The organism is Vibrio cortegadensis (assembly GCF_024347395.1).
Lineage (GTDB): Bacteria > Pseudomonadota > Gammaproteobacteria > Enterobacterales > Vibrionaceae > Vibrio > Vibrio cortegadensis.
On sequence record NZ_AP025472.1, the window covers coordinates 2,229,158 to 2,252,950 of the forward strand.

General features: G+C 44.1%; 24 protein-coding genes. All 24 read right to left on the minus strand.

Annotation, left to right across the window (positions count from 1 at the left end; genetic code table 11):
• Positions 1-210: 210 nt before the first annotated feature.
• Positions 211-717, minus strand: coding sequence for a DUF2802 domain-containing protein (locus tag OCV39_RS10445; RefSeq protein WP_017052480.1), 507 nt, complete (start codon positions 715-717; stop codon positions 211-213).
• The gene (locus OCV39_RS10450; RefSeq protein ID WP_017052481.1) at positions 717-1,211 is read right to left on the minus strand and encodes a chemotaxis protein CheW; all 495 of its coding nucleotides are present in this window, start codon (positions 1,209-1,211) and stop codon (positions 717-719) included. Before OCV39_RS10450 ends, OCV39_RS10445 begins: the two co-directional genes overlap by 1 nt.
• 39 nt (positions 1,212-1,250) lie before the next feature.
• Entirely contained in the window at positions 1,251-2,333 is a 1,083-nt protein-coding gene (locus tag OCV39_RS10455) for a chemotaxis protein CheW (RefSeq protein WP_261888436.1), read from the minus strand.
• Positions 2,323-3,102, minus strand: coding sequence for a ParA family protein (locus tag OCV39_RS10460; protein ID WP_017052483.1), 780 nt, complete (start codon positions 3,100-3,102; stop codon positions 2,323-2,325). Before OCV39_RS10460 ends, OCV39_RS10455 begins: the two co-directional genes overlap by 11 nt.
• 11 nt (positions 3,103-3,113) lie before the next feature.
• On the minus strand, positions 3,114-4,232 hold the full coding sequence (locus OCV39_RS10465; protein WP_261888437.1) for a protein-glutamate methylesterase/protein-glutamine glutaminase: 1,119 nt from the start codon (positions 4,230-4,232) through the stop codon (positions 3,114-3,116).
• A 13-nt stretch (positions 4,233-4,245) separates the two neighbouring features.
• Positions 4,246-6,492 (minus strand): chemotaxis protein CheA, encoded by a 2,247-nt coding sequence (locus OCV39_RS10470; protein WP_261888438.1) that lies wholly within the window; start codon positions 6,490-6,492, stop codon positions 4,246-4,248.
• Between the two features lie 9 nt (positions 6,493-6,501).
• Complete coding sequence (locus tag OCV39_RS10475) at positions 6,502-7,221, minus strand: protein phosphatase CheZ (RefSeq protein WP_017052486.1); 720 nt, start codon at positions 7,219-7,221, stop codon at positions 6,502-6,504.
• Between the two features lie 123 nt (positions 7,222-7,344).
• Complete coding sequence (gene cheY, locus OCV39_RS10480) at positions 7,345-7,713, minus strand: chemotaxis response regulator CheY (protein WP_017052487.1); 369 nt, start codon at positions 7,711-7,713, stop codon at positions 7,345-7,347.
• 44 nt (positions 7,714-7,757) lie between these two features.
• Positions 7,758-8,492 (minus strand): RNA polymerase sigma factor FliA, encoded by a 735-nt coding sequence (locus tag OCV39_RS10485; RefSeq protein WP_017052488.1) that lies wholly within the window; start codon positions 8,490-8,492, stop codon positions 7,758-7,760.
• Positions 8,485-9,372 (minus strand): MinD/ParA family protein, encoded by an 888-nt coding sequence (locus tag OCV39_RS10490; RefSeq protein ID WP_017052489.1) that lies wholly within the window; start codon positions 9,370-9,372, stop codon positions 8,485-8,487. The genes OCV39_RS10485 and OCV39_RS10490 overlap by 8 nt, the downstream gene beginning before the upstream one ends.
• A 14-nt stretch (positions 9,373-9,386) precedes the next feature.
• Positions 9,387-10,871, minus strand: coding sequence for a flagellar biosynthesis protein FlhF (flhF, locus tag OCV39_RS10495; protein ID WP_017052490.1), 1,485 nt, complete (start codon positions 10,869-10,871; stop codon positions 9,387-9,389).
• Between the two features lie 32 nt (positions 10,872-10,903).
• Positions 10,904-12,997 (minus strand): flagellar biosynthesis protein FlhA, encoded by a 2,094-nt coding sequence (gene flhA / locus OCV39_RS10500; protein WP_113796790.1) that lies wholly within the window; start codon positions 12,995-12,997, stop codon positions 10,904-10,906.
• A gap of 309 nt (positions 12,998-13,306) precedes the next feature.
• Complete coding sequence (gene flhB, locus OCV39_RS10505; protein WP_017052492.1) at positions 13,307-14,437, minus strand: flagellar biosynthesis protein FlhB; 1,131 nt, start codon at positions 14,435-14,437, stop codon at positions 13,307-13,309.
• Between the two features lie 9 nt (positions 14,438-14,446).
• Complete coding sequence (fliR, locus tag OCV39_RS10510) at positions 14,447-15,229, minus strand: flagellar biosynthetic protein FliR (protein WP_171757016.1); 783 nt, start codon at positions 15,227-15,229, stop codon at positions 14,447-14,449.
• A gap of 8 nt (positions 15,230-15,237) precedes the next feature.
• Positions 15,238-15,507 carry a flagellar biosynthesis protein FliQ gene (gene fliQ / locus OCV39_RS10515; RefSeq protein WP_017052494.1) on the minus strand — a complete coding sequence of 90 codons (270 nt, stop codon included), beginning with the start codon at positions 15,505-15,507 and terminating at the stop codon, positions 15,238-15,240.
• Positions 15,508-15,520: 13 nt separating this feature from the next.
• Entirely contained in the window at positions 15,521-16,396 is an 876-nt protein-coding gene (fliP, locus tag OCV39_RS10520) for a flagellar type III secretion system pore protein FliP (protein ID WP_261888439.1), read from the minus strand.
• On the minus strand, positions 16,383-16,784 hold the full coding sequence (gene fliO / locus OCV39_RS10525; protein WP_017052496.1) for a flagellar biosynthetic protein FliO: 402 nt from the start codon (positions 16,782-16,784) through the stop codon (positions 16,383-16,385). Before fliO ends, fliP begins: the two co-directional genes overlap by 14 nt.
• A 7-nt stretch (positions 16,785-16,791) precedes the next feature.
• The gene (fliN, locus tag OCV39_RS10530) at positions 16,792-17,202 is read right to left on the minus strand and encodes a flagellar motor switch protein FliN (RefSeq protein WP_017052497.1); all 411 of its coding nucleotides are present in this window, start codon (positions 17,200-17,202) and stop codon (positions 16,792-16,794) included.
• A gap of 17 nt (positions 17,203-17,219) precedes the next feature.
• The gene (fliM, locus tag OCV39_RS10535; protein ID WP_017052498.1) at positions 17,220-18,269 is read right to left on the minus strand and encodes a flagellar motor switch protein FliM; all 1,050 of its coding nucleotides are present in this window, start codon (positions 18,267-18,269) and stop codon (positions 17,220-17,222) included.
• 7 nt (positions 18,270-18,276) lie between these two features.
• Positions 18,277-18,774 carry a flagellar basal body-associated protein FliL gene (fliL, locus tag OCV39_RS10540; RefSeq protein ID WP_017052499.1) on the minus strand — a complete coding sequence of 166 codons (498 nt, stop codon included), beginning with the start codon at positions 18,772-18,774 and terminating at the stop codon, positions 18,277-18,279.
• A gap of 32 nt (positions 18,775-18,806) precedes the next feature.
• Positions 18,807-20,891 (minus strand): flagellar hook-length control protein FliK, encoded by a 2,085-nt coding sequence (locus OCV39_RS10545; protein ID WP_261888440.1) that lies wholly within the window; start codon positions 20,889-20,891, stop codon positions 18,807-18,809.
• A gap of 247 nt (positions 20,892-21,138) precedes the next feature.
• Positions 21,139-21,582, minus strand: coding sequence for a flagellar export protein FliJ (fliJ, locus tag OCV39_RS10550; RefSeq protein ID WP_017052501.1), 444 nt, complete (start codon positions 21,580-21,582; stop codon positions 21,139-21,141).
• A gap of 6 nt (positions 21,583-21,588) precedes the next feature.
• Positions 21,589-22,908 (minus strand): flagellar protein export ATPase FliI, encoded by a 1,320-nt coding sequence (fliI, locus tag OCV39_RS10555; protein ID WP_261888441.1) that lies wholly within the window; start codon positions 22,906-22,908, stop codon positions 21,589-21,591.
• Entirely contained in the window at positions 22,908-23,708 is an 801-nt protein-coding gene (fliH, locus tag OCV39_RS10560) for a flagellar assembly protein FliH (protein ID WP_017052503.1), read from the minus strand. Before fliH ends, fliI begins: the two co-directional genes overlap by 1 nt.
• Positions 23,709-23,793: the final 85 nt, after the last annotated feature.

Below are 23,793 nucleotides of genomic sequence, written 5' to 3' on the forward strand. Positions count from 1 at the left end.
AACAGTTATCTTAACACAGCAAGCCGAATACAAAACAGGAGTAGACCTTTACGAATCACGAAACTACGTAAGAAACTGTTAATGTTCTATCACAATTTCACAATTAATATTGGATATGGCTAAATTACCATCCCTCTATTTTGCATTTTATTCCTAAAAACAAAAAAAGAAGCCGAGGCTTCTTTTTTCTTCTTCTGTTTTGTACACCGTTTACCGTCGAACATTTTTAGGCGATTGAGGCGATGCTCGATGTTCACCAGTAGAGCGAGGGGTCCCTCTCAATGGCGGCAATTTCTCTTTTCCTGTAAGCTTATTTTGTAGAGACATCATAAGCTCAGCTTCCGCTTTAGGGATTTCGCACTCTTCAATCAACTCATTGACACTCGCGCCTAACTGAACCATTTTACTGGCTCTCGTATACAAACGACCATCAGTATCTACGTGTTCAAGCTCCACTACTCGCTCATTTAGATGCTTGATAATATCCTGCTGCTCAGTCACTCGCTGACCAAGACCAACCACTACAGATCTCACTTCTAGCAACTGCTTATTGGCTTTTTGAAGCTCTTTCTCAAGGTGCCGTGTTTGCAAGCGAGATGCGTCAAAAAGCTTTTGTGATGCTTGTTTTGTTCGAAACAAGGCAAGCACAAACAGAAGAGCAATTAAAACACCCCCACCAATCAGGAAGGGGATATTTTGTGACAAAACATCAGTCATTATAGGTGAGCCATGTCATCCCATTCTTCATCGGTAAGCAGCTTATCTAGATCAACCAAGATAAGAAGTTTACCGTCACGGTTGCTTACACCTTGAATGAACTTAGCACTTTCATCCGTACCAACACTTGGTGTGGTATCAATTTCTGAAGAACGTAGGTAAACCACTTCAGCAACGCTATCAACTAAGATACCAATCACTTGACGCTCAGATTCAATAACAATAATACGGGTATTGTCCGTCGTTTCACCTTGCATCAGACCAAAGCGAGAGCGCGTATCAATAACAGTAACCACATTACCACGAAGATTAATGATACCTAAAACGTAATCTGGAGCACCCGGTACTGGAGCAATTTCGGTATAACGCAATACTTCACGAACTTGCATTACATTAATACCGTATGTTTCTTGTTCTAATTGGAACGTCACCCACTGAAGAACTTCGTCATTACCTTGTTCTTTTCTTACTTCAACTTCGTTAGCTTGAGACATAGTCAATCCTCTTAATGTCGTTCCCGACTAAAATTTTTATCAATCTAATGCTTTTACATCTAGCCCTGCATTTAGCATAGCTACCATTGCCTCAACATGGATCAAGGCACACATTTTTTCTTTTACCATACCGGCAAGCCAAGGGCGTTTTCCTGCCTGTTCACGCCACCGAACTTTGTCAGTATTTAACAATTCGGTTCCCATGAGTTCTGTACTTGCCAGCCCCCACGAACTCTCACCCAACATCACGATATATTGATAATTATCTTTATAATCGTCATTGGCTAATTTTTCAGCCATCACCCATTTAGCACTGTCTACGACATCTAACTGGTGCTCTTTATTCATTTGCAAACCTAAATACCAGCTTGGTTTACCAATGATATGACTAAGTTCAGTTACCTGGTGAATACCGCCTAGCTCATCGAGAGGCACAGCAAACGTCACACCATTAACGTCAAAGTATAGTACTTGAAAGTCTTCTGTTCTGCTTGTAGTTTGCCAGTTATCAAATTGATGCCCACCAGCCTGAGTCTCTAACTCATTTTCGGTCGCAACATTGGCATTGTCCGATGTACCAACTTCAGGTTGTTCAGCCTCAACAATGGGGCTTGTATCTAAGCCTGTATCTAAGCTTTCATCTGATTTTCCAACATTTTCAACTGTCTCATCTTGAACTGAAACATCAACGCTAGGCTCTTCTGGAATATCCCAGCTTTGAATCTCATCAACAACTTCAACACTTGGCTCAAGGTCTAGTTTGATATTGTTATTTTGAATCAGAATATCATCTTGAAGCGTTGCGATCTCGACTGTGTTTTGTTCAAGAATACTGTCGATATCAAGCTCACCAACAATATCAGTGGACTCTAATTGACTCAGTAGTTTCTGAACATCTTCAAGGTTTGGTACGTCAAAATCTTCTGTTTGAATCTCAGCGTATGAAAGAGACTGGCTACTTTCAGCCTCATCCTTCAACGGCTGGGTCTTCAGTTCAGGTTCAATATCGAGTTCCGTTATCGGCAAAGAGGGAGAGACTTCAGCCTCTGTATCTTCCCCCAACAACGCACTAAAGTAATCATCTAGAGCTTGTTCACTCGACAGTACGTAATCACTGCTCATCAATTGTTAACCTCTCAAGGAAAATCAACAACTGCTTATAAGCAAAAACGCCACGACTACCAGAAGCAAAATGCGAAGCTGGCAATCGCTTCAAACTTGCATCTCTAAATTTAGTATCAATGGGTACCGCCGAGTTCCAAACTTGATCAGGATAGTCCTGCTTAAGCTGTGTCAGTGTCTGCAAAGATGCCCGAGTCCGTTTGTCATACATTGTCGGCACAACGGTAACTTTAAATGGTGTATTACGCGACTTCTGCATAATTGCGAGGGTTCGAACCATGCGCTCTAGCCCTTTCATCGCTAAAAATTCAGTTTGAACAGGAATCAATATCCTATCGCTGGCAGCAAGCGCATTAACCATCATTACCCCCAAAATCGGAGGACAATCTATCAGTACGTAGTCATACTCATTTTCAATCGAAGCTAATGCTCGTTTTAAAATGAGTCCCATACCACCTCTGTTGCCCATGACACGATCTAACGTTGCCAGTGACATATGTGCGGGAATAATATCGATACCTTCAACTTCTGTTTTTAAAATTAAAGGCTCAACAGATTGCTTGGTAAACTCTTTAAGTTGAAACAGTTCAAACAAACTTGCAGGCACCGCATCAGAGTCAAACCCAAGATAGGTAGTTAAAGACGCGTGAGGATCGGTATCAACAAGTAACACTCGATGGCCTTGCTTACTCAGCAGACCCGCTAATGTTACGGTTGTGGTTGTTTTCCCAACACCACCTTTTTGGTTTGCTACACTCCAAACAATCATTAATATAATTCCTAGGCTAGGCCAACTTCCACTAGCATACGTTCTGAAATTCGTTCTAAAGGTAGATCTTCTGTTGATATACCAGCTTTAGCGACGGCCTGAGGCATTCCATATACCACACAGCTCTCTTCATTTTGAGCCCAAATCGTTGCACCCGCAGATTTCAACATCCGCGCGCCTTCACGACCATCAGCACCCATTCCAGTGAGGACCATAGATAATACTTTATCGCCATATATTTTCGCCGCAGAGCCAAATGTTACATCAACACAAGGTTTGTAGTTCATGCGTTCACCGCCATCAATAATGCGCAGTTTCGCCGTACCTGGACGTCCATCAATCATCATTTGCTTTCCACCTGGAGCGAGATAAGCAACGCCAGGTTTCAAAATATCTCCATCTTCAGCTTCCTTTACTTGTATCTTGCAAAGTGAGTTAAGACGGCTCGCAAAGGCCGCGGTAAATGTCGCTGGCATATGCTGAATTAGCACGATTGGATGTGGGTAATGTGCTGGTAGTTTCGTTAATATTTTCTGTAGCGCAACCGGTCCACCAGTAGACGTTCCGATTGCGGTTAACTGATATTTTTTACCCGACGCTCTAAACTTGCTCGCTACGCTAGACGCAACAGGACGCGCAGAACGCTCTTGAAGAGTGGTTCTTTGTCCCGCTGCAGGTGATGTTGGAGCCGGAGCTGGTGTTGATCTCACCGCTTGACGACGCATAAACACGCGCTTCGCGGCAATCTCAATAACACGCTGCTGTAATAGCGAAACGGCGTCGTCTCGATTACGCGCAATATCTTCAAACTTTTTCGGTAAGAAATCCAATGCACCAGCATCTAACGCATCTAACGTCGCTTTTGCCCCGTCATGGGTAAGCGAAGAGAACATTAGAATCGGTGTTGGGCAAGCTGTCATGATTTGACGGACGGCTGTAATGCCATCCATCACCGGCATCTCGATATCCATCGTGATCACATCAGGCTTGAGTCGCTTCGCCTTCTCGACCGCTTCCTTACCATTTACAGCCACATCTATAACTTCTAGGCGTGCGTCTGAATTGATGATCTCGCTTACACGACGACGAAAAAAACTCGAATCATCAACGACTAGTACTTTAATCGCCATACCTTTCCTTATCTTAAATTCGTGATGCTGCTGCGTACTGCTTTAACAAATCTGGCACATCAAGAATCAGTGCAATGTGACCATCACTTGTGATTGTCGCACCTGCCATACCTGGCGTACCTTGTAGAAGGTTATCAAGGGGTTTAATAACAACCTCTTCTTGGCCAATTAATGCATCAACAACAAAGCCAACTCGCTGACTACCGATTTGGACAATAACAACGTGCCCATGTCCTTTACGTAGCTCTGCCATTCCATCTTTAGGCGCAAGCCAGTTTTGCAGATAGAAAAGTGGTATTGATTTTTCACGAACGATAATGGTTAGCTGACCATCAACAACGTTAGTTCTGCTTAAATCTAGGTGGAAAATCTCATTTACAGAAGCCAATGGCAACGCAAATGGATGACCCGCAACACCAACCATCAACGTAGGAAGAATGGCTAAGGTCAGAGGAACTTTGATGGTTATCTTAGTCCCTTTGTTTTTCTCTGAATCAATGTCAATCGAACCGTTTAATGTATTGATGGCTGTTTTTACAACGTCCATACCAACACCACGACCAGAGATATCTGAAATTTTCTCTTTGCTTGAGAAACCAGGAGCAAAAATCAGATTGAAACACTCTTTATCAGATAAACGAGACGCTGCATCTTCGTCCATAATACCGCGCTTAACGGCGATACCACGTAATACATCTGGGTCCATACCACCGCCATCATCAACGATAGCAAGTTCAATATGATCACCTTCTTGTGATGCTGATAAAATTACTTTACCTGTTCGAGGCTTACCGGCTTTCACACGGTCTTCCGGCATTTCAACACCGTGATCGACAGAGTTTCTCACTAAGTGAATAAGCGGATCGGCAAGAGCTTCCACAAGGTTTTTATCTAAATCCGTCTCTTCACCGCGCATTTCTAGCACGATATCTTTCTTCAAGCTTCTTGCTAAGTCACGAACCACGCGAGGGAAACGGCCAAATACTTTCTTGATTGGCTGCATGCGCGTTTTCATCACTGCGCCTTGCAAGTCAGCAGTAACAACATCTAGATTCGAGACAGCTTTAGCCATCTCTTCATCGTTACTATTTAAGCCTAAGCTCACTAAACGGTTACGGACTAATACTAACTCACCGACCATATTCATAATGGTGTCTAATGTTGACGTATCAACACGAACGGTCGCTTCAGCCTGTGGTTTCTTTTGTCCTCCCTTGGCAGGAGTTTTTGCTGCTTGTTCTTTCGCTACTGGCGTAGGAGCCGATTTTGCTGGTGCTGCTACTTTTGGTTCTGCTGGCTTAGGAGCTGGAGCCGCTGCAGGCGCTGGTGGTGCAACATTCTCAATCGCAGGCTTCGTTGCCGCTTCCAATTCTTCAGCTGTCGGGCCATTACCTGAACCGTGCAGTTGGTCAAGAAGGTTTTCAAACTCTTCATCTGACATTATGTCATCTGCATTACTGAAGCTTGATGTTGCCACCGGAGCTGGTGTTGGCGCTGGCGGAGGTGTAACAGGAGCTGCACTTTCCGACGCGGCAGAAGGACTTTGTCCAGCACCATGTAATTCATCTAGTAACTTTTCAAATTCATCGTCAGTAATATCACCATCAGATGCTAACACTGAAGCGGTCGAACTTGGGGCCGAGGCAACTGGAGCTGAAGCTATTGGCGAAGAAGTGACTGGTGCAGAAGGTGTAGCCGCACTTGGTGCTGTACCTTTCCCATGTAATTCATCAAGTAACTTTTCAAATTCATCTTGAGAGATTTCATCCAGGGAGCTAGAAATCGTAGAACTTTCAGCAGGCGCTTTAACAACTTCATGCTCTTTTACTGGTTCAACAACTTCTGCTTCAGCAGGAGCAGCATCTTCAGATTCAGGTCGGCATAAACGGTGTAACTCATCGAGTAGAGCTTGATCCGCAGGTTCAGGTTTTTCGCGATCCTGAACAGCACTAAATTGAATGTTGATGGTATCCAATGCTCGAAGCATCGTATCCATTAATCCAGCAGTTACGCTTCTTTGGCCGTTACGCAAAATATCAAACACATTCTCAGCACCATGACATGTGTCAACCAGTTCTGAAAGTGCCAAAAAGCCTGCTCCACCTTTTACAGTGTGGAACCCACGGAAGATTGCATTAAGTAAATCTCTATCGTCAGGGTTATTTTCAAGCTCTACTAACTGCTCAGATAGGAGCTCAATTATTTCCCCGGCTTCTACTAAAAAGTCCTGAAGAATATCTTCGTCTAACTCGTAGCTCATACGTTTCCCTTAAAATCCAAGACTGGATAATAAATCATCAACATCATCTTGTGATGCGACTGCATCTTCACGCTCTTCAGGGTTCAATATTGGCCCTTCAGCTTCTGTTGATGATTTCTTCTCTTTATTAGGTTCTTCTGTTGTTGGACTCGTACCAAATACCGTCAATATTTCAACAAGTCTTCCTTCGACTTCAGCAACAAGCGTAATCACTCTGCGAATGATCTGCCCAGTAAGATCTTGGAAGTCTTGTGCCATCAAGATCTCGGTGAGTTGCCCGCGTAATTCAGTACTGTCACCTTCAACTTGAACGAGCAAAGAATCAATGCGGTGGCATAGAGCTTTAAACTCGCTTAACTCTATTCGCCCATGCATCAACTCGTTCCATTGCGGCCTTACCTGAACAAGACATTCATGAAGATTATCTGCAATAGGTAAGCAACGATCAACGGCGTCCATTGTTTTATTCGCAGCTACTTCAGTTTTATCAATGACATATTGAAGGCGATCCCTTGCATCAGGAATTTCGTCATTGGCAATTTCACTCATTCTCTCATCAAGGTTGAATTGAGTTAATGAGCTATGAAGATCACGAGTCAGTGAACCTATTTGTTGCAGCATTAAGTTATCACTGCCTTCATAGATATTTTTGACAAGAAGGTTCGCTTCTTGCTGCTCGTCATTTTCAAGCAACTGAACGAGTTGCTTCGCTTGTTCTAATGAAATCATCCGGGCCTAGCCTTTATAAACTCAACGTTCGTATTAATAAGTCACTTAGTCTAATGTCGCTCTTTTTATATTTGGCGATCACTAAATAGACAAAAACCAAGTGCAGACATTACGTATTCTGGCTTATAAGCGTTCGAATATTTTGTCGAGTTTTTCTTTCAGCGTTGCTGCGGTAAATGGCTTAACAATATAACCGTTTACACCAGCTTGAGCCGCTTCAATAATTTGTTCACGTTTCGCTTCAGCCGTAATCATCAATACAGGCAAATGCTTAAGCTCAGCATCAGCACGGATGTTTTTCAGCAAATCAATACCTTGCATTCCCGGCATATTCCAGTCGGTTACAACAAAGTCAAAATCACCTTTCTTGAGCATCGGCAATGCTGTTAATCCATCATCAGCTTCTTGTGTGTTATTAAAACCTAGGTCTCTTAGTAGGTTTTTTACAATACGGCGCATCGTTGAAAAGTCATCAACAATGAGGATTTTCATGTTTTTGTTCAAAATTGCCTCCACTGAACTCGAAATCAGTGTTGTTAGTCGTTTTGTGTCCACGCACTTAATTTAGTACGTAAACGCTGCATTGATTGGCTTAATATTTGGCTGACACGAGATTCGCTGACACCTAAAACTTCACCAATTTCTTTTAAGTTTAACTCTTCATCATAGTAGAGCGAAAGTACTAATGCCTCACGCTCAGGAAGTTGTTTGATCGAATCAACTAGAGCGACTCTAAAATTCTCATCTGCAACCCCCTGAAATGGTGCATTATCTTTATCATCTTCATTAGGTGATAAAGCATCATCAGATACACCGAGATCTTCAATGCCTACAATTCTTGAGCTGTTTATATCGGTTAGCGCACTATGATACTGCTCTAGGGATAACCCCATATGTTTTGCCACTTCTGCATCAGATGGGTCTCTATTTAGTATCCCCTCTAATTCTGATATCGCTTGAGTAATTTCTCGATTGTTTCGATGAACAGAACGAGGAACCCAATCCCCTTTGCGAATATCATCAAGCATAGCACCGCGGATCCTGATGCCAGCATAAGTTTCAAAACTTGCGCCTTTGGACCCATCGTAGTTCTTCTGAGCTTCAAGTAGACCAATCATGCCTGCTTGAATGAGGTCTTCGACCAATACATTCGGTGGCAAACGACCGAGCAGATGATGAGCGATACGTTTAACCAACACTGAGTATTTTTCTATAAAAGCCTGGGGGCTACTTAGATTTGCATGTTGGTCGTAAGTAAGCGCCTTATTCACCAAATGGTTCCTCTGAAATTTCTGGGCGATTTAGTAGCCGTTCTACAAAAAACTCTAAATGGCCGCTAGGAGTCTTAGGAATAGGCCATGTTAAAGCTTTATTCGCTAATGAACTAATAGCAAGAGCCGCTGGAGAGCGTGGAAATGCGTCTACCACAATTTTTTGTCTCTTAACTGCTTGTCGTACTTTATCATCTAAAGGAATACATGCGACAAGTTCAAGGCTTACATTTAGAAATCTCTCTGTGACCAATGTCAATTTTGCAAATAATTCTCGCCCTTCTCGATAACTTCTGACCATATTTGCAACAACTTTAAAGCGTTGCACTTGGTGTTCACGGCTAAGTAATTTGATCAGAGCATATGCATCTGTTATCGATGTTGGTTCATCACAAACCACAACCACGACATCCTGAGCTGCGCGAGAAAAGCTCACGACCATGTCAGAGATGCCAGCTGCGGTGTCGATTAATAGCACATCCATGTCATCTTCTAAGCTACCAAACGCTCGGATTAAACCGACATGCTGCGCATGAGAAAGCTCTGTCATGCTTTGAGTGCCTGAAGTTGCAGGGATAATTTTCACCCCGTGAGGCCCTTCAACAATGGCATCTTTGAGCTCACATTCTCCGGCTAGGACATGCCCTAAGTTACGCTTAGTTCTAATTCCTAGCATAACATCGACATTGGCGAGCCCTAAATCGGCATCTAAAACGGTCACTTTTTTACCCTGTCTAGCCATACAAATAGCCAAACCAAGAGTTACGTTTGATTTCCCTACACCGCCTTTGCCACCAGTAACCGAAATCACTTTAGTCAATGAAGGTTGGGTTAAGCGACGGAGGCCGCTTGCTTGATCATATATCATATTATCAGTCATATTTATCCGCCGCCCTAGAATTCTTCCGAATCACTGTTCCAGTAGTGTGGTTCATTCTCTGTCGACTTCTCTAGTAACTCATTCGCTTTAGCTATCATGTATTTAGGCTGAGCGATGACGATGTCTTCGGGTACGCGTTGTCCATTTGCAATATACGCAATGGGTAACGCATTTTGAACAACTACGCTAATAAATTCCCCCAAACTTAATGACTCATCAAGCTTGGTCAAAATGCATCCCGAAAGTGGGATACGTCTAAAGTGTTCGATTGTTTCTTGTAGTACTTTTCGCTGAGCGGTCGCGGGTAACACCAAGTAACTGTGTATGACTTCGCCACTCTCTTGCATCAGTGTGTCTAACTGTTCTGATAGACGTACATCACGCTGACCCATACCCGCAGTATCGACCAAAATCAGACGTCGATTCCGTAACTGATATATTACATCGGCTAACTCACTGGAATCTTTAGCAACTCTTACTGGACAACCCATAATTCTGCCATAAATCGACAGTTGTTCATGAGCACCGATACGGTAAGTATCCGTTGTAACCAATGCAACGTTATCTGCGCCGTACTCCATTGCAGCTCTTGCGGCAAGTTTTGCTACAGTTGTGGTTTTCCCCACTCCTGTAGGGCCGAGTAGAGCCACGATGCCACCACGCTTCAAGATATCTTGCTTAGTGACGGAAATTTGGTCTGACACTAATGCTAGCAAGGCTTTCCAAGCTCGGGCAGGTGGCGTGTCTTCAGGGATGTAGCATGCCATTTGATCGGCGAACTCTGAAGAAACACCCATCCGCTCTAGTCTTTTTATCAGCATAGCTCTGAGTGGTTCCCGACGCTCAACTTCTTGCCACATAAGGCCAGAAACTTGATGTTCAAGCAGGCGACGTATTGAGGTCATCTCCTCGCGCATCGACTCCATATCTTTTTCTGATGTAGGCGGTGATTGAGGCTCGCGATGACGATCGTAGCGGGTAGGATCGAGTTTTGGTTTTGGCCTTTCGACACGACGATCTTCGGCAATTAATTTTGCCAAGCCCGATTCTTGTTGGTATCGACTACCAGAATTTGGCTCCCCTCGCCCATTATTCTGACGATTGAGCAGAGCGGACAATGAATCTTCGTTTTCAGCGCGATGTTCACTCTCGTCATCCGCTCCGGCACTATACTGTTTCAGCATATTCGCAAAACGCTTAGTCATAGACGATCCATTACCAGCCGCAGGGTTCGATTGTAAGCTCACCCTATCATCATCTAACTGACGCTTCGTTTTTGGTTGTACTTGAGGAGAAACTTGTGTGTATTCATTTCGTGATGGTTTAGGACTCACGTTGCGCTGTGCCGTGCCGTTTGGCTCGCCATCAATTGCCGCAACAATTTCTACCCCACCAGCGACTTTTTTGTTAGACATGATCACAGCTTCAGCGCCAAGTTCTTCTTTGACTTGGAGCAGAGCTGATCGCATATCTTTGGCAAAAAATCGTTTAATTTTCAAAGCAATTGTCCATATTTAGGGTATACCACGAGCTAGTTTCCAACAGCTTGTACAATGCGGATCTGTTTCTCATCTGGAATTTCTTGATAAGACAGCACCCTTAAATTCGGTATGGTATTTTTGACAAACTTAGCCAGAGTAGAGCGTAATACTCCAGATGTGAGTAGAACTGAAGGCTCACCTTTTAATTCTTGTTCTTGCGTCGCCTGGCTTAAAGACATCTGTAATCGTTCAGCTAAACCAGGTTCAATACCTGCTGATTCTCCACCTGACGACTGCATAGTTTGATGCAATAATTGTTCCAGTTCCGGTATCAGTGTAATCACTGGCAATTCAGGCTCTATACCATTGATTTCTTGAACAATTAGTCGTTTCAGTGATATGCGAACCGCCGCAGTAAGAATGTCAGGTTCTTGACTCTTACCCGCATACTCGGACAAGGTTTGTACAATAGTACGAATATCTCGAATTGGTATCGCCTCATTGAGCAAGTTTTGCAGCACTTTGACCACGGTTCCTAGCGGAATGAGATCAGGCACAAACCCTTCAACTAGTTTAGGCGCAGATCGACTGAGCATCTCTAACAAGTTCTGAACTTCTTCATGGCCGAGCAACTGAGATGCGTTATTCGTGAGCAATTGACTTAAATGCGTCGCCAAAACGGTGGAAGAGTCGACCACTGTGTAGCCTAGTGCCTGAGCATGTTCTCGCTGTTCAACTCGAATCCAAGTCGCTTCAAGTCCAAATGCGGGGTCAATGGTTGGTTCACCATCGATCATTCCATACACTTGCCCCGGGTTGATCGCAAGTTCTAAGTCAGGACGAATTTCAGCCTCACCGACAGCCACCCCCATTAATGTTATGCGGTAGCTATTGGGAGTGAGTTCCAAATTATCTCGAATATGAACAGCAGGGATAAGAAAACCAAAGTCTTGCGAAAGCTTCTTACGAACCCCTTTCACTCGCTCTAATAATTCCCCACCCTGATCTCTATCGACCAAGGGGATTAAGCGATAGCCCACTTCTAGTCCGATAATATCAACGGGTTGTACATCATCCCACGAGAGTTCTTTCTGAGCAGGGGCTTCCCCACTTGCTGTAACTGGTAGCTTAGGCTCTTGTTTGGCCTTCTTCGCTTTCTTATCAATCAAATAAGCCCCTCCTCCCGCAAGGATGGCAAGAGATAAGAATGAGAAATGTGGCATTCCAGGTACGATACCCATGACGCCTAAAATACCCGCGGTGATCATCAAGGCCTTAGGGTTATCAAACAGTTGAAAGACGAGCTGTTGCCCCATGTCTTCATCTGTATTTTGACGAGTAACCATCATGGCAGCGCCAATAGACAGTAAAAGAGACGGTATCTGTGCAACCAAGCCATCACCAATGGTCAACAGCGTATAGATTTCAATCGCTTCTACGAAACCTAAATCGTACTGCACCATACCAATACTTAATCCGCCAATAATGTTAATGAACAGGATTAAAATACCGGCGATCGCATCACCTTTTACAAATTTTGACGCACCATCCATTGAACCGTAAAAGTCAGCTTCCTTGGTTACTTCAAAGCGACGTAAACGAGCTTGATCCTGATCGATTAATCCGGCATTCAAATCCGCGTCGATAGCCATTTGCTTACCTGGTAAGGCATCAAGAGTAAAGCGGGCACTTACTTCAGAGATACGCCCTGCACCTTTTGTCACAACCATAAAGTTAATGATCATCAAGATAAGGAATACCACAAGACCAACGGCATAGTTACCGCCGATAACGACATTACCAAACGCTTCGATTACGTTACCGGCGGCACCAGAGCCTTCATGACCATAAAGTAATACGACACGTGTTGAAGCAACGTTCAGTGCCAACCTTAATAAGGTGGCAATCAGTAGAACCGTTGGGAAGGCCGCAAAATCTAGCGGACGGCGAGTATAGATAGTCACCAATAATACGACCATTGCAAGGGCGATATTAAAGGTAAAAAACATATCCAGTAGAAAAGCTGGAATAGGCAAAACAACCATCGCTAGCGTTGCTAGCACCATAACCGGTGCGCCTATCGCAGGCATCGCACGGTTTGGTATTGAAGGCAATTTATCCGCAAATGGTAGGGTAAATTTCATATAAAAATTGGTTATCTATCTCGGCGTAAGAACACGTCATTTAAACAGTTTTTGGCATTAATTTCACTGACTAAGCAATTATCAGTCCAAGGTATTTGTCAAAATTATGGCAACTATCTCTAAATCCTCACCATTGACTTGAATTTGCTCGCTTGAAAATCAGCTTGTCAGTTACTCACTTCTCAAAGAACACTAGCTCTAAATTAGTCAGTCTCTGTTTAACTATAGCCCGTTAATAGTCCTTTCGTTTAGTTGGTCGCTATTTGCTTCAATATTAAGTCAGCGATAGAACTTAATCCGCATTCACCGTTAATGTCGAAGTTCTGGAGGGATCGTAATATTTTTAGGGTCGAGCTTCGGTCGCTGTCCACCACGTTTACGGTACTGCTTTAGTTGGAAGACATAAGCAAGGATCTGCGCAACTGCGGTAAAGAGGCCATCTGGAATTTCTTGTTCTAGCTCTGTGGTGTGATAAAGCGCACGGGCAAGGGGCGGAGCTGGAATAATATAAATATCGTGCTCGCGAGCTACTTCTCGTATCTTCATTGCCATATGGTCAACCCCTTTCGCGACCACTACGGGCGTTCTATCTTTGTCTTGTTTATAGCGTAATGCTACTGAGAAGTGCTCTGGGTTGGTTACGATGACATCCGCATCGGGAATGTCTGCCATCATACGACGCTGCGCTGCCTCTCTCTGCAACATCCGGATCCGCCCTTTTACTTCAGGCTTACCTTCAGTGTCCTTATACTCATCTTTGACTTCTTGCTTGGTCATTTTCAGTTGATCAGCGTGTTGCCATATTTGAAAAGGAATATCGATGGCGACGACAATCAACAATGAACAACTAATAAGCAGAACAAAGTTCAATAGAATATCAAGGGCGTGGAATATATTTTGTGGATAGACGTCCATGCTCAATTGCATTAGATCAGCTTGTGATTTTTGGATCAGATAAACGGCTACACCAGACACTAATCCAACTTTGAGTATCGATTTAACCAGCTCTACCCAACTTTGCATTCCGACCATGCGCTTAAGACCGCTCATCGGGTTCATTTTTGATGCTTTAGGCATGGCCGCTTCAACAGAAAAACTGACACCGCCAACACCCGCAGCTCCAATTATTGCGGCGACAAACAAGATAAATATGATGAGCAGCAGTGGAAATATCAACCCTCCTACCGCTCCTGCTGCGATTTCGAGGAGCTTAGAGGCATTGAAAATCTCTTCACGGCTAAGTGTGAACATTCTACCCATCGCTTCGAAGAGAGCTTTCGCTAGCCCATCTCCGAACCACATGAGAGATATCGCCCCAACGATAAGGACTGATGCTGACGCTAATTCTTTTGACCTTGCAACCTGCCCTTTCTCTTTTGCCTGTTGCAAGCGTTTGGGCGTGGCGTCTTCTGTGCGTTCTTGACCATCGGATTCTGACAAATCGGCCCCCTAACAATTCAACCGGATCAGGCGGCAAATTTGTTGCTCACCTTCCATCCAGAATAGTTCATAGTGGCTAAACAAGCCGCCAAGAATGTACCAACAGAGCATTAAACCAACCAGCAATGCGAAGGCAAAACCCAAAGAGAAAATGTTTAACTGAGGAGCGGCACGCGTCATTACGCCAAATGAGAGGTTGATGGTCAGCAGTGCGATAATGCCTGACAGGGACATGCTCAGTGCCGTTTTGAACATGATGCCGAGCCACAACGCTAACTCTCTAAAATCAACCGTCGTCAACGAACCGGAACCAATCGGCAATGTTGTAAAACTGAAAATAACTAATTGAAGCATCTTTAAATGCCCATTAGTCGAGAGGAAAAACATGGTCGCTAAAAACATAAATAACTGACCAAGTACTGGCGTATTTTGCCCGTTCGCAGGGTCAACCATAGAGGCGAAACCCAAACTCGATTGCATACCCAATATTTGACCAAGCATAACAAATGTCTGGATCATAAATTGAGTCACCATCCCCATGGCAACACCGATAATCAACTGTTCGAGAACCGTGATAAACCCTTTAAATGAGAGCAGTTCGATATTGGTTGGTACAGCAGGTATTGCAGGCATCACAGCTAAGGTGATCGCTAACCCCAAATAAAGACGTATTCTAGGCGACACAAACCTTGCCCCTGTTACCGTCATCACCATTAACATGGCAGATATTCTGGTATAGGGCCAAAAGTAGTTGGCAAGCCAATCTAATACAACCGTTGTGGGGTATTCCATCGTCGTTCCTAGTAAAGAACTTGTGGTAATCGTTCGACGATACTAAAAAAGAACTCCATCATCATCTGTGTCATCCAGTGAGCGAATAGCATCAACGATAATAGGGTCACAATCAAACGGGGTAAGAAACTCAGTGTTTGTTCGTTAATTGACGTGGCGGCTTGGAAAATCGCCACCACTAAACCGATCATCAAACTCGGTATGATGATCGCACACACCATGATCAGAACCATCCACAGTGCGTCTCTAAAGAGTTCGACAAACATTTCAGGAGTCATAGGTTACTCCTCGTCACAATGCAAAACTGCTGGCTAAGGTGGATAAAATAAGGTTCCAACCATCAACCAATACAAACAACATGAGTTTAAATGGCAAAGAGACAATCATCGGAGATAGCATCATCATACCCATTGCCATCAAAATGGAGGCCACTACCAAATCGATAATCAAAAATGGTAAGAACAGCATAAACCCAATTTGGAAAGCCGTTTTTAGCTCGGAAGTAATGAACGCCGGAATCAACACTGCTAACGAGACATCTTCAGGGTTTCTCACTTCTGCCCCAGAGATCTCAACAAACGTCTCCAGATCTTTTACTCTGGTTTGTTTCAGCATGAAAGTTTTCATCGGTTCTTGTGCGGCATCAAAGGCTGCACGAGCGGTTATCTGCTCATTTAAGTAGGGTTGAATCGCCTGTTCGTTCACTTGATCAAGTACTGGGGACATAATAAAGAATGTCAAAAAGATCGAAATACCAATAATGACTTGATTTGAAGGTGTTTGCTGTAGGCCCATCGCCTGCCGCAGAATAGACATGACCACCACAATACGCGTGAATGAGGTCATCAAAATCACCATCGCAGGCAAGAAGCCTAGCATGGTCATTAAGGCTAAAATTTGTAAGTTTACCGAATAATCCTCACTTCCATCGGGATTACTGGTCATGGTAAAGGCTGGAATACCTGCGCCATTTACGCTACTCATTGAGCTGCGTGATGCTCCTTGCTCTTTCTCCATCGCAGAGACAGTCACACTTTCTGAGGTCGCAGCTGAATTAGGAAGAACCGTTTCAAGCTCTTCTTGGGCAAGTGAGAATGGAGAGAGTAGCAATGCACCGAGGATCGCCACGTATATCAATAGGGTATTCAACGCGCTATTTCTTTTCATTTTTTGTTAATAGCTGGCTTAGCTGATTTGAAAACTGGCTTTTCTCCAGCTCCTCCTGTTTTATAGGGGTATCTAGTTTCGAAATTAGCTGGATCGATTGAGACGTAATCCCCACTAAAAACTGCTCTTCTCCGGCCTGCACCACTGCGATTCTTTCTTTCGTCCCCACTGCAATTTGGCGAACAATACTTAAATCTTTTTGGTTAATCAGCGAAGGCACTTTCATGCGTTTCAGCATAAAGGCGAGAAAAAAGATAAAGGCAAGAACCAACAAAAGCGACCCAAATGTGGTCGCTAAATCCAGTTGAGTTGGTGGCGCTGCCATCGCTTGGCTAGAAAACAGCCCACAGCTCACCAACAAATATTGAACACCTAACTTACGTGGCATTAATGATCTACCTAAGCTTCTTAATACGTTCGGTCTGGCTGATAACATCCGTCAGGCGAATACCAAACTTATCATTCACGACAACCACTTCGCCGTGAGCAATCAAGGTGCCATTAACCATCACATCCAAAGATTCACCGGCAACACGGTCTAACTCAACCACTGAACCTTGGTTTAATTGCAAAAGATTTCGAATGCTAATTTGAGAGCGTCCAACCTCCATAGAGATGGTCACTGGAATATCCATTATCGTATCGAGCTTACGTCGCTCATCTTCGGATATTGGTGCTGACGAATCTTGTAACTCTTCAAGAGGCGCAGCCATGATCTCATCAACATCTATACTTGGTGCACTTGGATCTTCACCCAATGCGGCAGCCCACTCATCCGCTAGCTTTTGGTCGTCACTTGGTTCCATTCTCAATACCTATTATTTTATTCTTCACTTTGCTCTTCAGCATCAAGATCAGACATGATGTCTTTACCCAAGAATGCTAGATCCGTTTTCACTACATGTGGTCTGCTAATTTTCTCAGACACTTGAACTGCAAGTTTTTCACCTGAACGCCCCATCTTAACTCGGTAAGTGGGTAGCTCTTCAACAAACATGGTGGCATGTTTAGGCATTTCCATCGGGATCACATCACCCGGTTGCAGTTCCATTAAATCTCTTAATGAAATGTCTTGTTCCAATAGATTAACTCTGAAGTTGACCGGAACATCCATAATTTCGTCACGAAGTGCGGTGCTCCAACGAACGTCAGTTTCCATTTTGTCGGATTGGACACCAGCATCAAGCAATTCTCGGATTGGCTCTACCATCGAATACGGCATAACGACGTGGAAATCACCACCACCACCATCCACTTCAATATGGAATGAACTAACAACGATCACTTCCGTCGGGCTCACAATGTTTGCCATACTTGGGTTTACTTCAGAATCAAGATACTCAAACTCAACGCCCATCACTGGCGACCATGCTTCCTTGTAATCTTCAAATACGATTTTCAGAAGTAACTGTATGATCCTGCGCTCTGTGGGAGTAAACTCACGGCCTTCAATTTTCGCATGAAAACGTCCATCGCCACCAAAAAAGTTTTCTACCAAAATGAACACTAATCGCGCTTCCATGGTAACCAGAGCCGTTCCTTTTAGAGGTCGGAAACGCACCATATTCAAACTGGTTGGAACGTATAGTGTATTTTGATACTCACCAAACTTCATCATCTGAACGCCGTTTATCGACACTTCAGCCGTTTTTCTCAGCATGTTAAATAAGCTGACTCGCATATGCCGAGCAAAACGCTCATTGATAAGTTCCAAGGTCGGCATTCGACCACGAACAATTCTGTCTTGAGATGAAAAATCAAAACTCGTGGCACCTTCAACCTCGGCACCAATATCGTCATCATCAATATCATCAACATCATCAACGCCGTGTAACAGCGCATCAATTTCGTCTTGGCTTAATAGATCAGTCACGTAACACCTATTGAATTACGAAATCAGTGAAAAGTACCTTCTCAATAACAGGTTTCCCTACCGCTTTGGTCAAACTTGCTTTTACGTCTTCTGTCGCTTTGTTTCGCAATTCCACACGACCTGTTGCCGAACGTAATTGATTCACTGTGGCGGAAGCAAAAGTAGCAAGCAGTGCACTTTCGATTAAAGGAGAGTGGTAGCGTGCTGCATTTTCATTTTCGCTGCCTCGAACCATCAACTGAACTTTAATTTGTACTAAACGATCTCTTTTGTCCCCAGTAACATTAAATAAGAAAGGCTGAGGAATATTTACGTAAGCGGCGAGATTTTCTACTGCAATTGGCGCCGCTTCTTGCGTTCCGCTTTGTTCAGGTGAGCTATCTGACCCCATAAAGAAAAAGGCAGCACCACCGCCACCAGCTAATAGTACGACCACGGCAATAATTATGATTAAGAGCTTACTCTTTCCTTTTGGCGCTTCGCCTGTTTCTACTTCGTCAGCCATAATTGTCTCTAGGTTATTATTTTATTGTTAGTTTAAGCGTAATAACTGATTCCATCACGCTTTGTAGCGACATTCAAATCAAGTTTGACATCTGCATCAAAATTTTCACCATTTTGATCATTATTTGAACCAAAACCTGATGATGCCCCTTCACTTGCAGACGATCCAAATTGCCCCTGTTGTTGACCCGAGCTTTGTTGCTGTACTGATGAGTCTGCAAGTTGCAACCCTTGTTGAGCTAACATTTCACGCAGACGAGGTAATGTTTGCTCAATTATTTCCCTAGCTTGTGGGTTCGATACCGTAAAATGCACATTCGCTAAATCATTATTCATCGTCATACGAATTTGCATTCGACCAAGCTCTGGCGGGTCGAGTCGAATGTCTAAGTTTTTAAGGTTTTTAGACATCATCATCTGTATTTTTTCTTGAACCTGCTCATTCGCTAACTCTTTTGTTAGCTGCAGCGGGGCTTGTTGTGCTGCTTGAATTTCAGCACGAGCTTGTGCTGGAGTCGGCGTTCCAGGCTGACCAGATGCAGACGCTATTTGCTGAGCTAATGTATCTGAAGCTTCATTGCCCGATGACTTGCGCGTTGCCCCTATTGCTCCAGCCCCTAACGCACTTGCTAATGCCGCTTGGCTTGCCGCATTTTTACTGCTCATTCCAGAAGCCTGTGCCGCGATGTTTAAAGCGTTAGCATCAGTGCTCATCGCTTGCTGTGCTGAAAATTGCCCCATTATCGCTTTATCTGCTGCGCTTTTGTCTAGGGCCGCTTTTTCAGTCAACACTTTTTCTGTAATGTCATTCTCAGTTAACATCGCTTGAGCAGCTTGCTGCTGATTCAATGCATTATGAACGGATGTGGCTAATGCACCTTGAGCCCCTTTTGCTGCGATCTGCCCGTCTATTTTCGGTTCCATTGCTGCCATATTTCCCCACTGAATTTCTTGAGGGTTAGCAACAACGTTGTTGTTAGAGAGTTCATTATTGTTGGGAAGTTCACTACTGGCAGACGCTTTATTTGATAACGAGTTCGTGTCGACTTTATTTGGTGACACAGCAGAACTGTTAGCCGCAGATTGGTTAGACAGCGGCTGTTTTGCCAAAAGATCAGTAGCCGGAAGCTCGTTCGATAATAAAATCTGCTCTTCAGCCGCGATCTTACTTTTTAATACAGCGACCGCTTCCAGCTCTTGTTCAGATAAAGGAACCGTCTCACTTTTCGCAATCAAGGCGTCGAGTTGTTTTTGATCCGCGAATTTAGCGTCTGTGATAAAAGCTCGTTCTTGCTCTGTTAACTGTACATTTTGTGGTGCCAACTCTTCAGCGACACTCTCTTGCCCACCCGAAGCGGGCACTTTACTGACATCCGATACCGTAAGCCTAGGATCTAGCTCTTTCGATATTTCAGTTGTGCCACTCTTCATTAAATCTGAATGGTTAGGACGTGGATTCTGGGTGCTCGTTTGCGCACTCACCGTTTCAGAAGCACCTTTTGACTGAGGCAATGTTTTGCCGTCTTCTGGTTGAAGCGTTTTATTTGCCTCATCCAGTCGACCAAGCAATTCATTTCCTTCATCCATCACCGCCGACACTTTCGATGGATCCGCGCTCTCACCTGCTTTCTGTGCTGGGTTTTGTTCGCTGTTTTTTCCTTGCTGCGCGCTCATTACCTGATGTTTTGAGCCATCAGACTGCTCAGCCTGAACCGAGTCACCGCTCGTATTAGATGTCTGTTTTACTCCTGGCTCTTCACCAGTAACTGACTTTTCATTTGAAGTAAGAGGCGCTTCACTATCAGCAGTGATCTCGCCCTCTTCAGAGGAGACCTCTTTGCTCGCGTTGTCACCGCTCGCTTTACTGCTATCGACTTTTTTCTCACCATCAATTTCAGTGTCTGAATCTGAGTCATTAGACGATTTCTCTGACTTCGTTTTTGTTTTTTCTACATCCGATACTTTTGCCTCTTCACCTTGGCCAAACGCTTCTTTTAGCGTAGCAAAGAAACCTTTCGACTCTGCCGCCTCACTGGAAGAAGATGCGGAACTGCCGCTGCCCTTTTGCAGAAGGGAAGACTTTGAGCTATCGGAAGTTGATTGAATATTAAGGTTCATGTCAAAGGCTCTCACAAAAAAGTTTTCTGATTGAAATCGTTCTATTTCACACCAAGTGAAGGACCACACGTACTGAGCCAAGAGCAGAAGCAGCTAAAACATTGACAAAATACAATTGCAACTGAAAACTTTGCAAAAAATGAGCCAGTTAACGGAAAGCTTCGCTATTAAATTGATAAGGAGGGAGAACCATTATTAAAATGGTTCATCAAATAGGGTATCGGTGTGATGACATGAAAGAAAAATATCAGAAATGCGATTTCTTTCGGCTATACAGCAGTGTAGAGAACTCATCCATCTGTTTTTGGTCTCTTTTCTCTTCGAGTTGTCGCTTCTCTGTCTCTTTCTTCTCCATCAACCACTCGTAGGATTTGCATTGCTTTCGCATTTCTAGCCAGTACTCTTGGCAATTATCTACTTGGTTTTTGAAGTGAGATTCTGCGTCTCTCTGTTTTGATAAGGTTTCATCAAGCTGAGTTAAGAAGCGATTCAAGTGCCCATATTGGCTTGCGGTAAGGCCGTTTTTGCCACGCTCAATCAACTGCTGACAATAATCCAATCGATACTGTTCTATCTGGGCCACTTGCTTGTAGTAATCTTCCAGCTCGATATTGGCTTGATTCAGTGCCATTTGAGCTTGGTTTTGCTTCTCTTTCGCCTGCTCAAGTAAGAAATCTAGTGCATTATCCATAACTTACTACCCTCCGAGAACATGCTTCAACATGTTGACACACATATCGTAAGGTACGCTCTCTTTCATTTTCTGCTGCAAATACTCATCAAGTTTAGGTTTCAATGTAAAGGCACCATCAATGGCGGGATCGGTCCCTGGTTTATAGGCACCAATCGACACTAAATCTTGGTTTTTACGGCAAATTGAGAGTACTTGTCTCACCGCTTTTGACATCAACATATGTTCATCAGTGGTGATTTGCGGCATCACACGACTCACAGATCGTTCAACATCAATCGCAGGGTAATGACCTGCATCCGCCATTTCACGAGACAGTACAATGTGTCCATCAAGGATTGCTCGTGAAGCATCTGCAATTGGATCTTGTAGGTCATCACCTTCGGTTAAAACGGTGAAAAAGGCGGTAATAGATCCCTGATCTTGGCTTCCGTTACCCGCTCGTTCTACTAAGGCTGGTAGTTTTGCAAAAACAGAAGGTGGATAACCTTTCGTTGCCGGAGGTTCTCCAACAGACAGAGCAATTTCACGCTGAGCTTGAGCAAAACGCGTCAATGAATCCATCAACAGTAGAACGTCTAACCCTTGATCACGAAAGTACTCCGCAATCGTCAGAGCGGTTTGGCAACCTTTTAATCGCATCAGTGCCGAGGAGTCAGCAGGAGCAGCAACTACCACGGATCGTTTACGCCCATCTTCTCCAAGAATCTCTTCAATGAACTCTTTAACTTCCCGTCCACGTTCACCAATTAACCCTACCACAACAACCTGCGCGGTCGTGCCTCGCGTCATCATCCCTAGGGTTACGGATTTACCCACACCTGAACCAGCAAAGAGGCCAATACGTTGTCCTTTACCGACAGTAAGAAGCCCATTAATCGCTTTTAAACCAACATCCAAAGGTTCAGAAATTGGTTTACGTGCCAGAGGGTTGATCGGAACTGCGTTTAGTGGAGCTCGATTTTCAGTATAAATAGCACCTAAACCATCAAGTGGGTTCCCAACACCATCGATGACACGGCCTAATAGTTCCATCCCAACAGGCAACCCACTTTCTCGGGTTAAAGGCGTCACTTTTGCACCGGGCAAAATACCGGATATCTGTTCACTTGGCATAAGGAATAAGTTGTCATTAGCAAAACCAACGACTTCTGCCTCCATCACGCCAGACATGGTTTCCACATGACACAAACTGCCGACTGGTGCTCGGCAACCTGTCGCTTCAAGAGTTAACCCAACAACACGTACTAGCTTACCAGAAGCGATTGGACGACTGGTTAGCCCTTCGACTTTATATTGTTCAAGTCTTTCTGCCAGCGCCAACATCACGAGTGTCCTTGATGTCGGTTAGCGCCACAAAAACCTTGGATCACAGTATGAATACGATCTTCCATTCGATAATTAACGCTCGATTCTCCAGCTTCGATCTCCACGTCTCCGCGGTTTAACGCAGGCTCTGACGCTAACGACCAATTACGGCAATCAAGTTCGTTATCACCATAAGCGGCATGCACTATCGCGACATCTTCAGGGTTTAACTTAATGGTGATCGCATGTCCAGATATCGGCAAGGCTTCAACTGACTCTTTAAGGGTATCGAGAATGATCTGTGGATTAGTTTGGACTTCAACGTGGACGACCTCTTTTACCAAGGTCAATACCATATCAACAAGCTGTTTTTCTACCTGAGCATTCATTAATTCAAGTGGCTGAGCAAATTGATTGGCTAATCCCATAAAGATACTCACTTGTTGCTGGATGTACTCTTGTCCAGCAGTCACGCCTTCAAGCTTTCCAGCTTCATTGCCTTCGGAATGGCCCGCTTCGAAACCCTCTTCTTTACCCTTTTCATAACCTTGTTTAAAGCCAGCTTCTTGCCCTTGATGCAATCCATCTTGGTAAGCGCCTTGCTTGATCAATTCAATCTGTTCTTCGGTGAGTTCTAAAGGAGCCTCTGGTTCGGGTTCATCAAAATCAGGCATCCAACCGGGATCGTAATTAAACGCGGTATCTTTCGCTTGTTTATTTATTTCAGCCCCATAATCGGGCAGACCCCACTTTTTAGGTTGCTCAATGTTTTCATCTTCATCGGGGCGTAAGAAGCCTCTTTTTCTTTCACCTGACATATTGATACCTGTATAAAATGGAATTGGGGAATTTGGATTAACGTACAAACAATAATAATGAAGCCTCACGAGGAGGCTTCAGGGT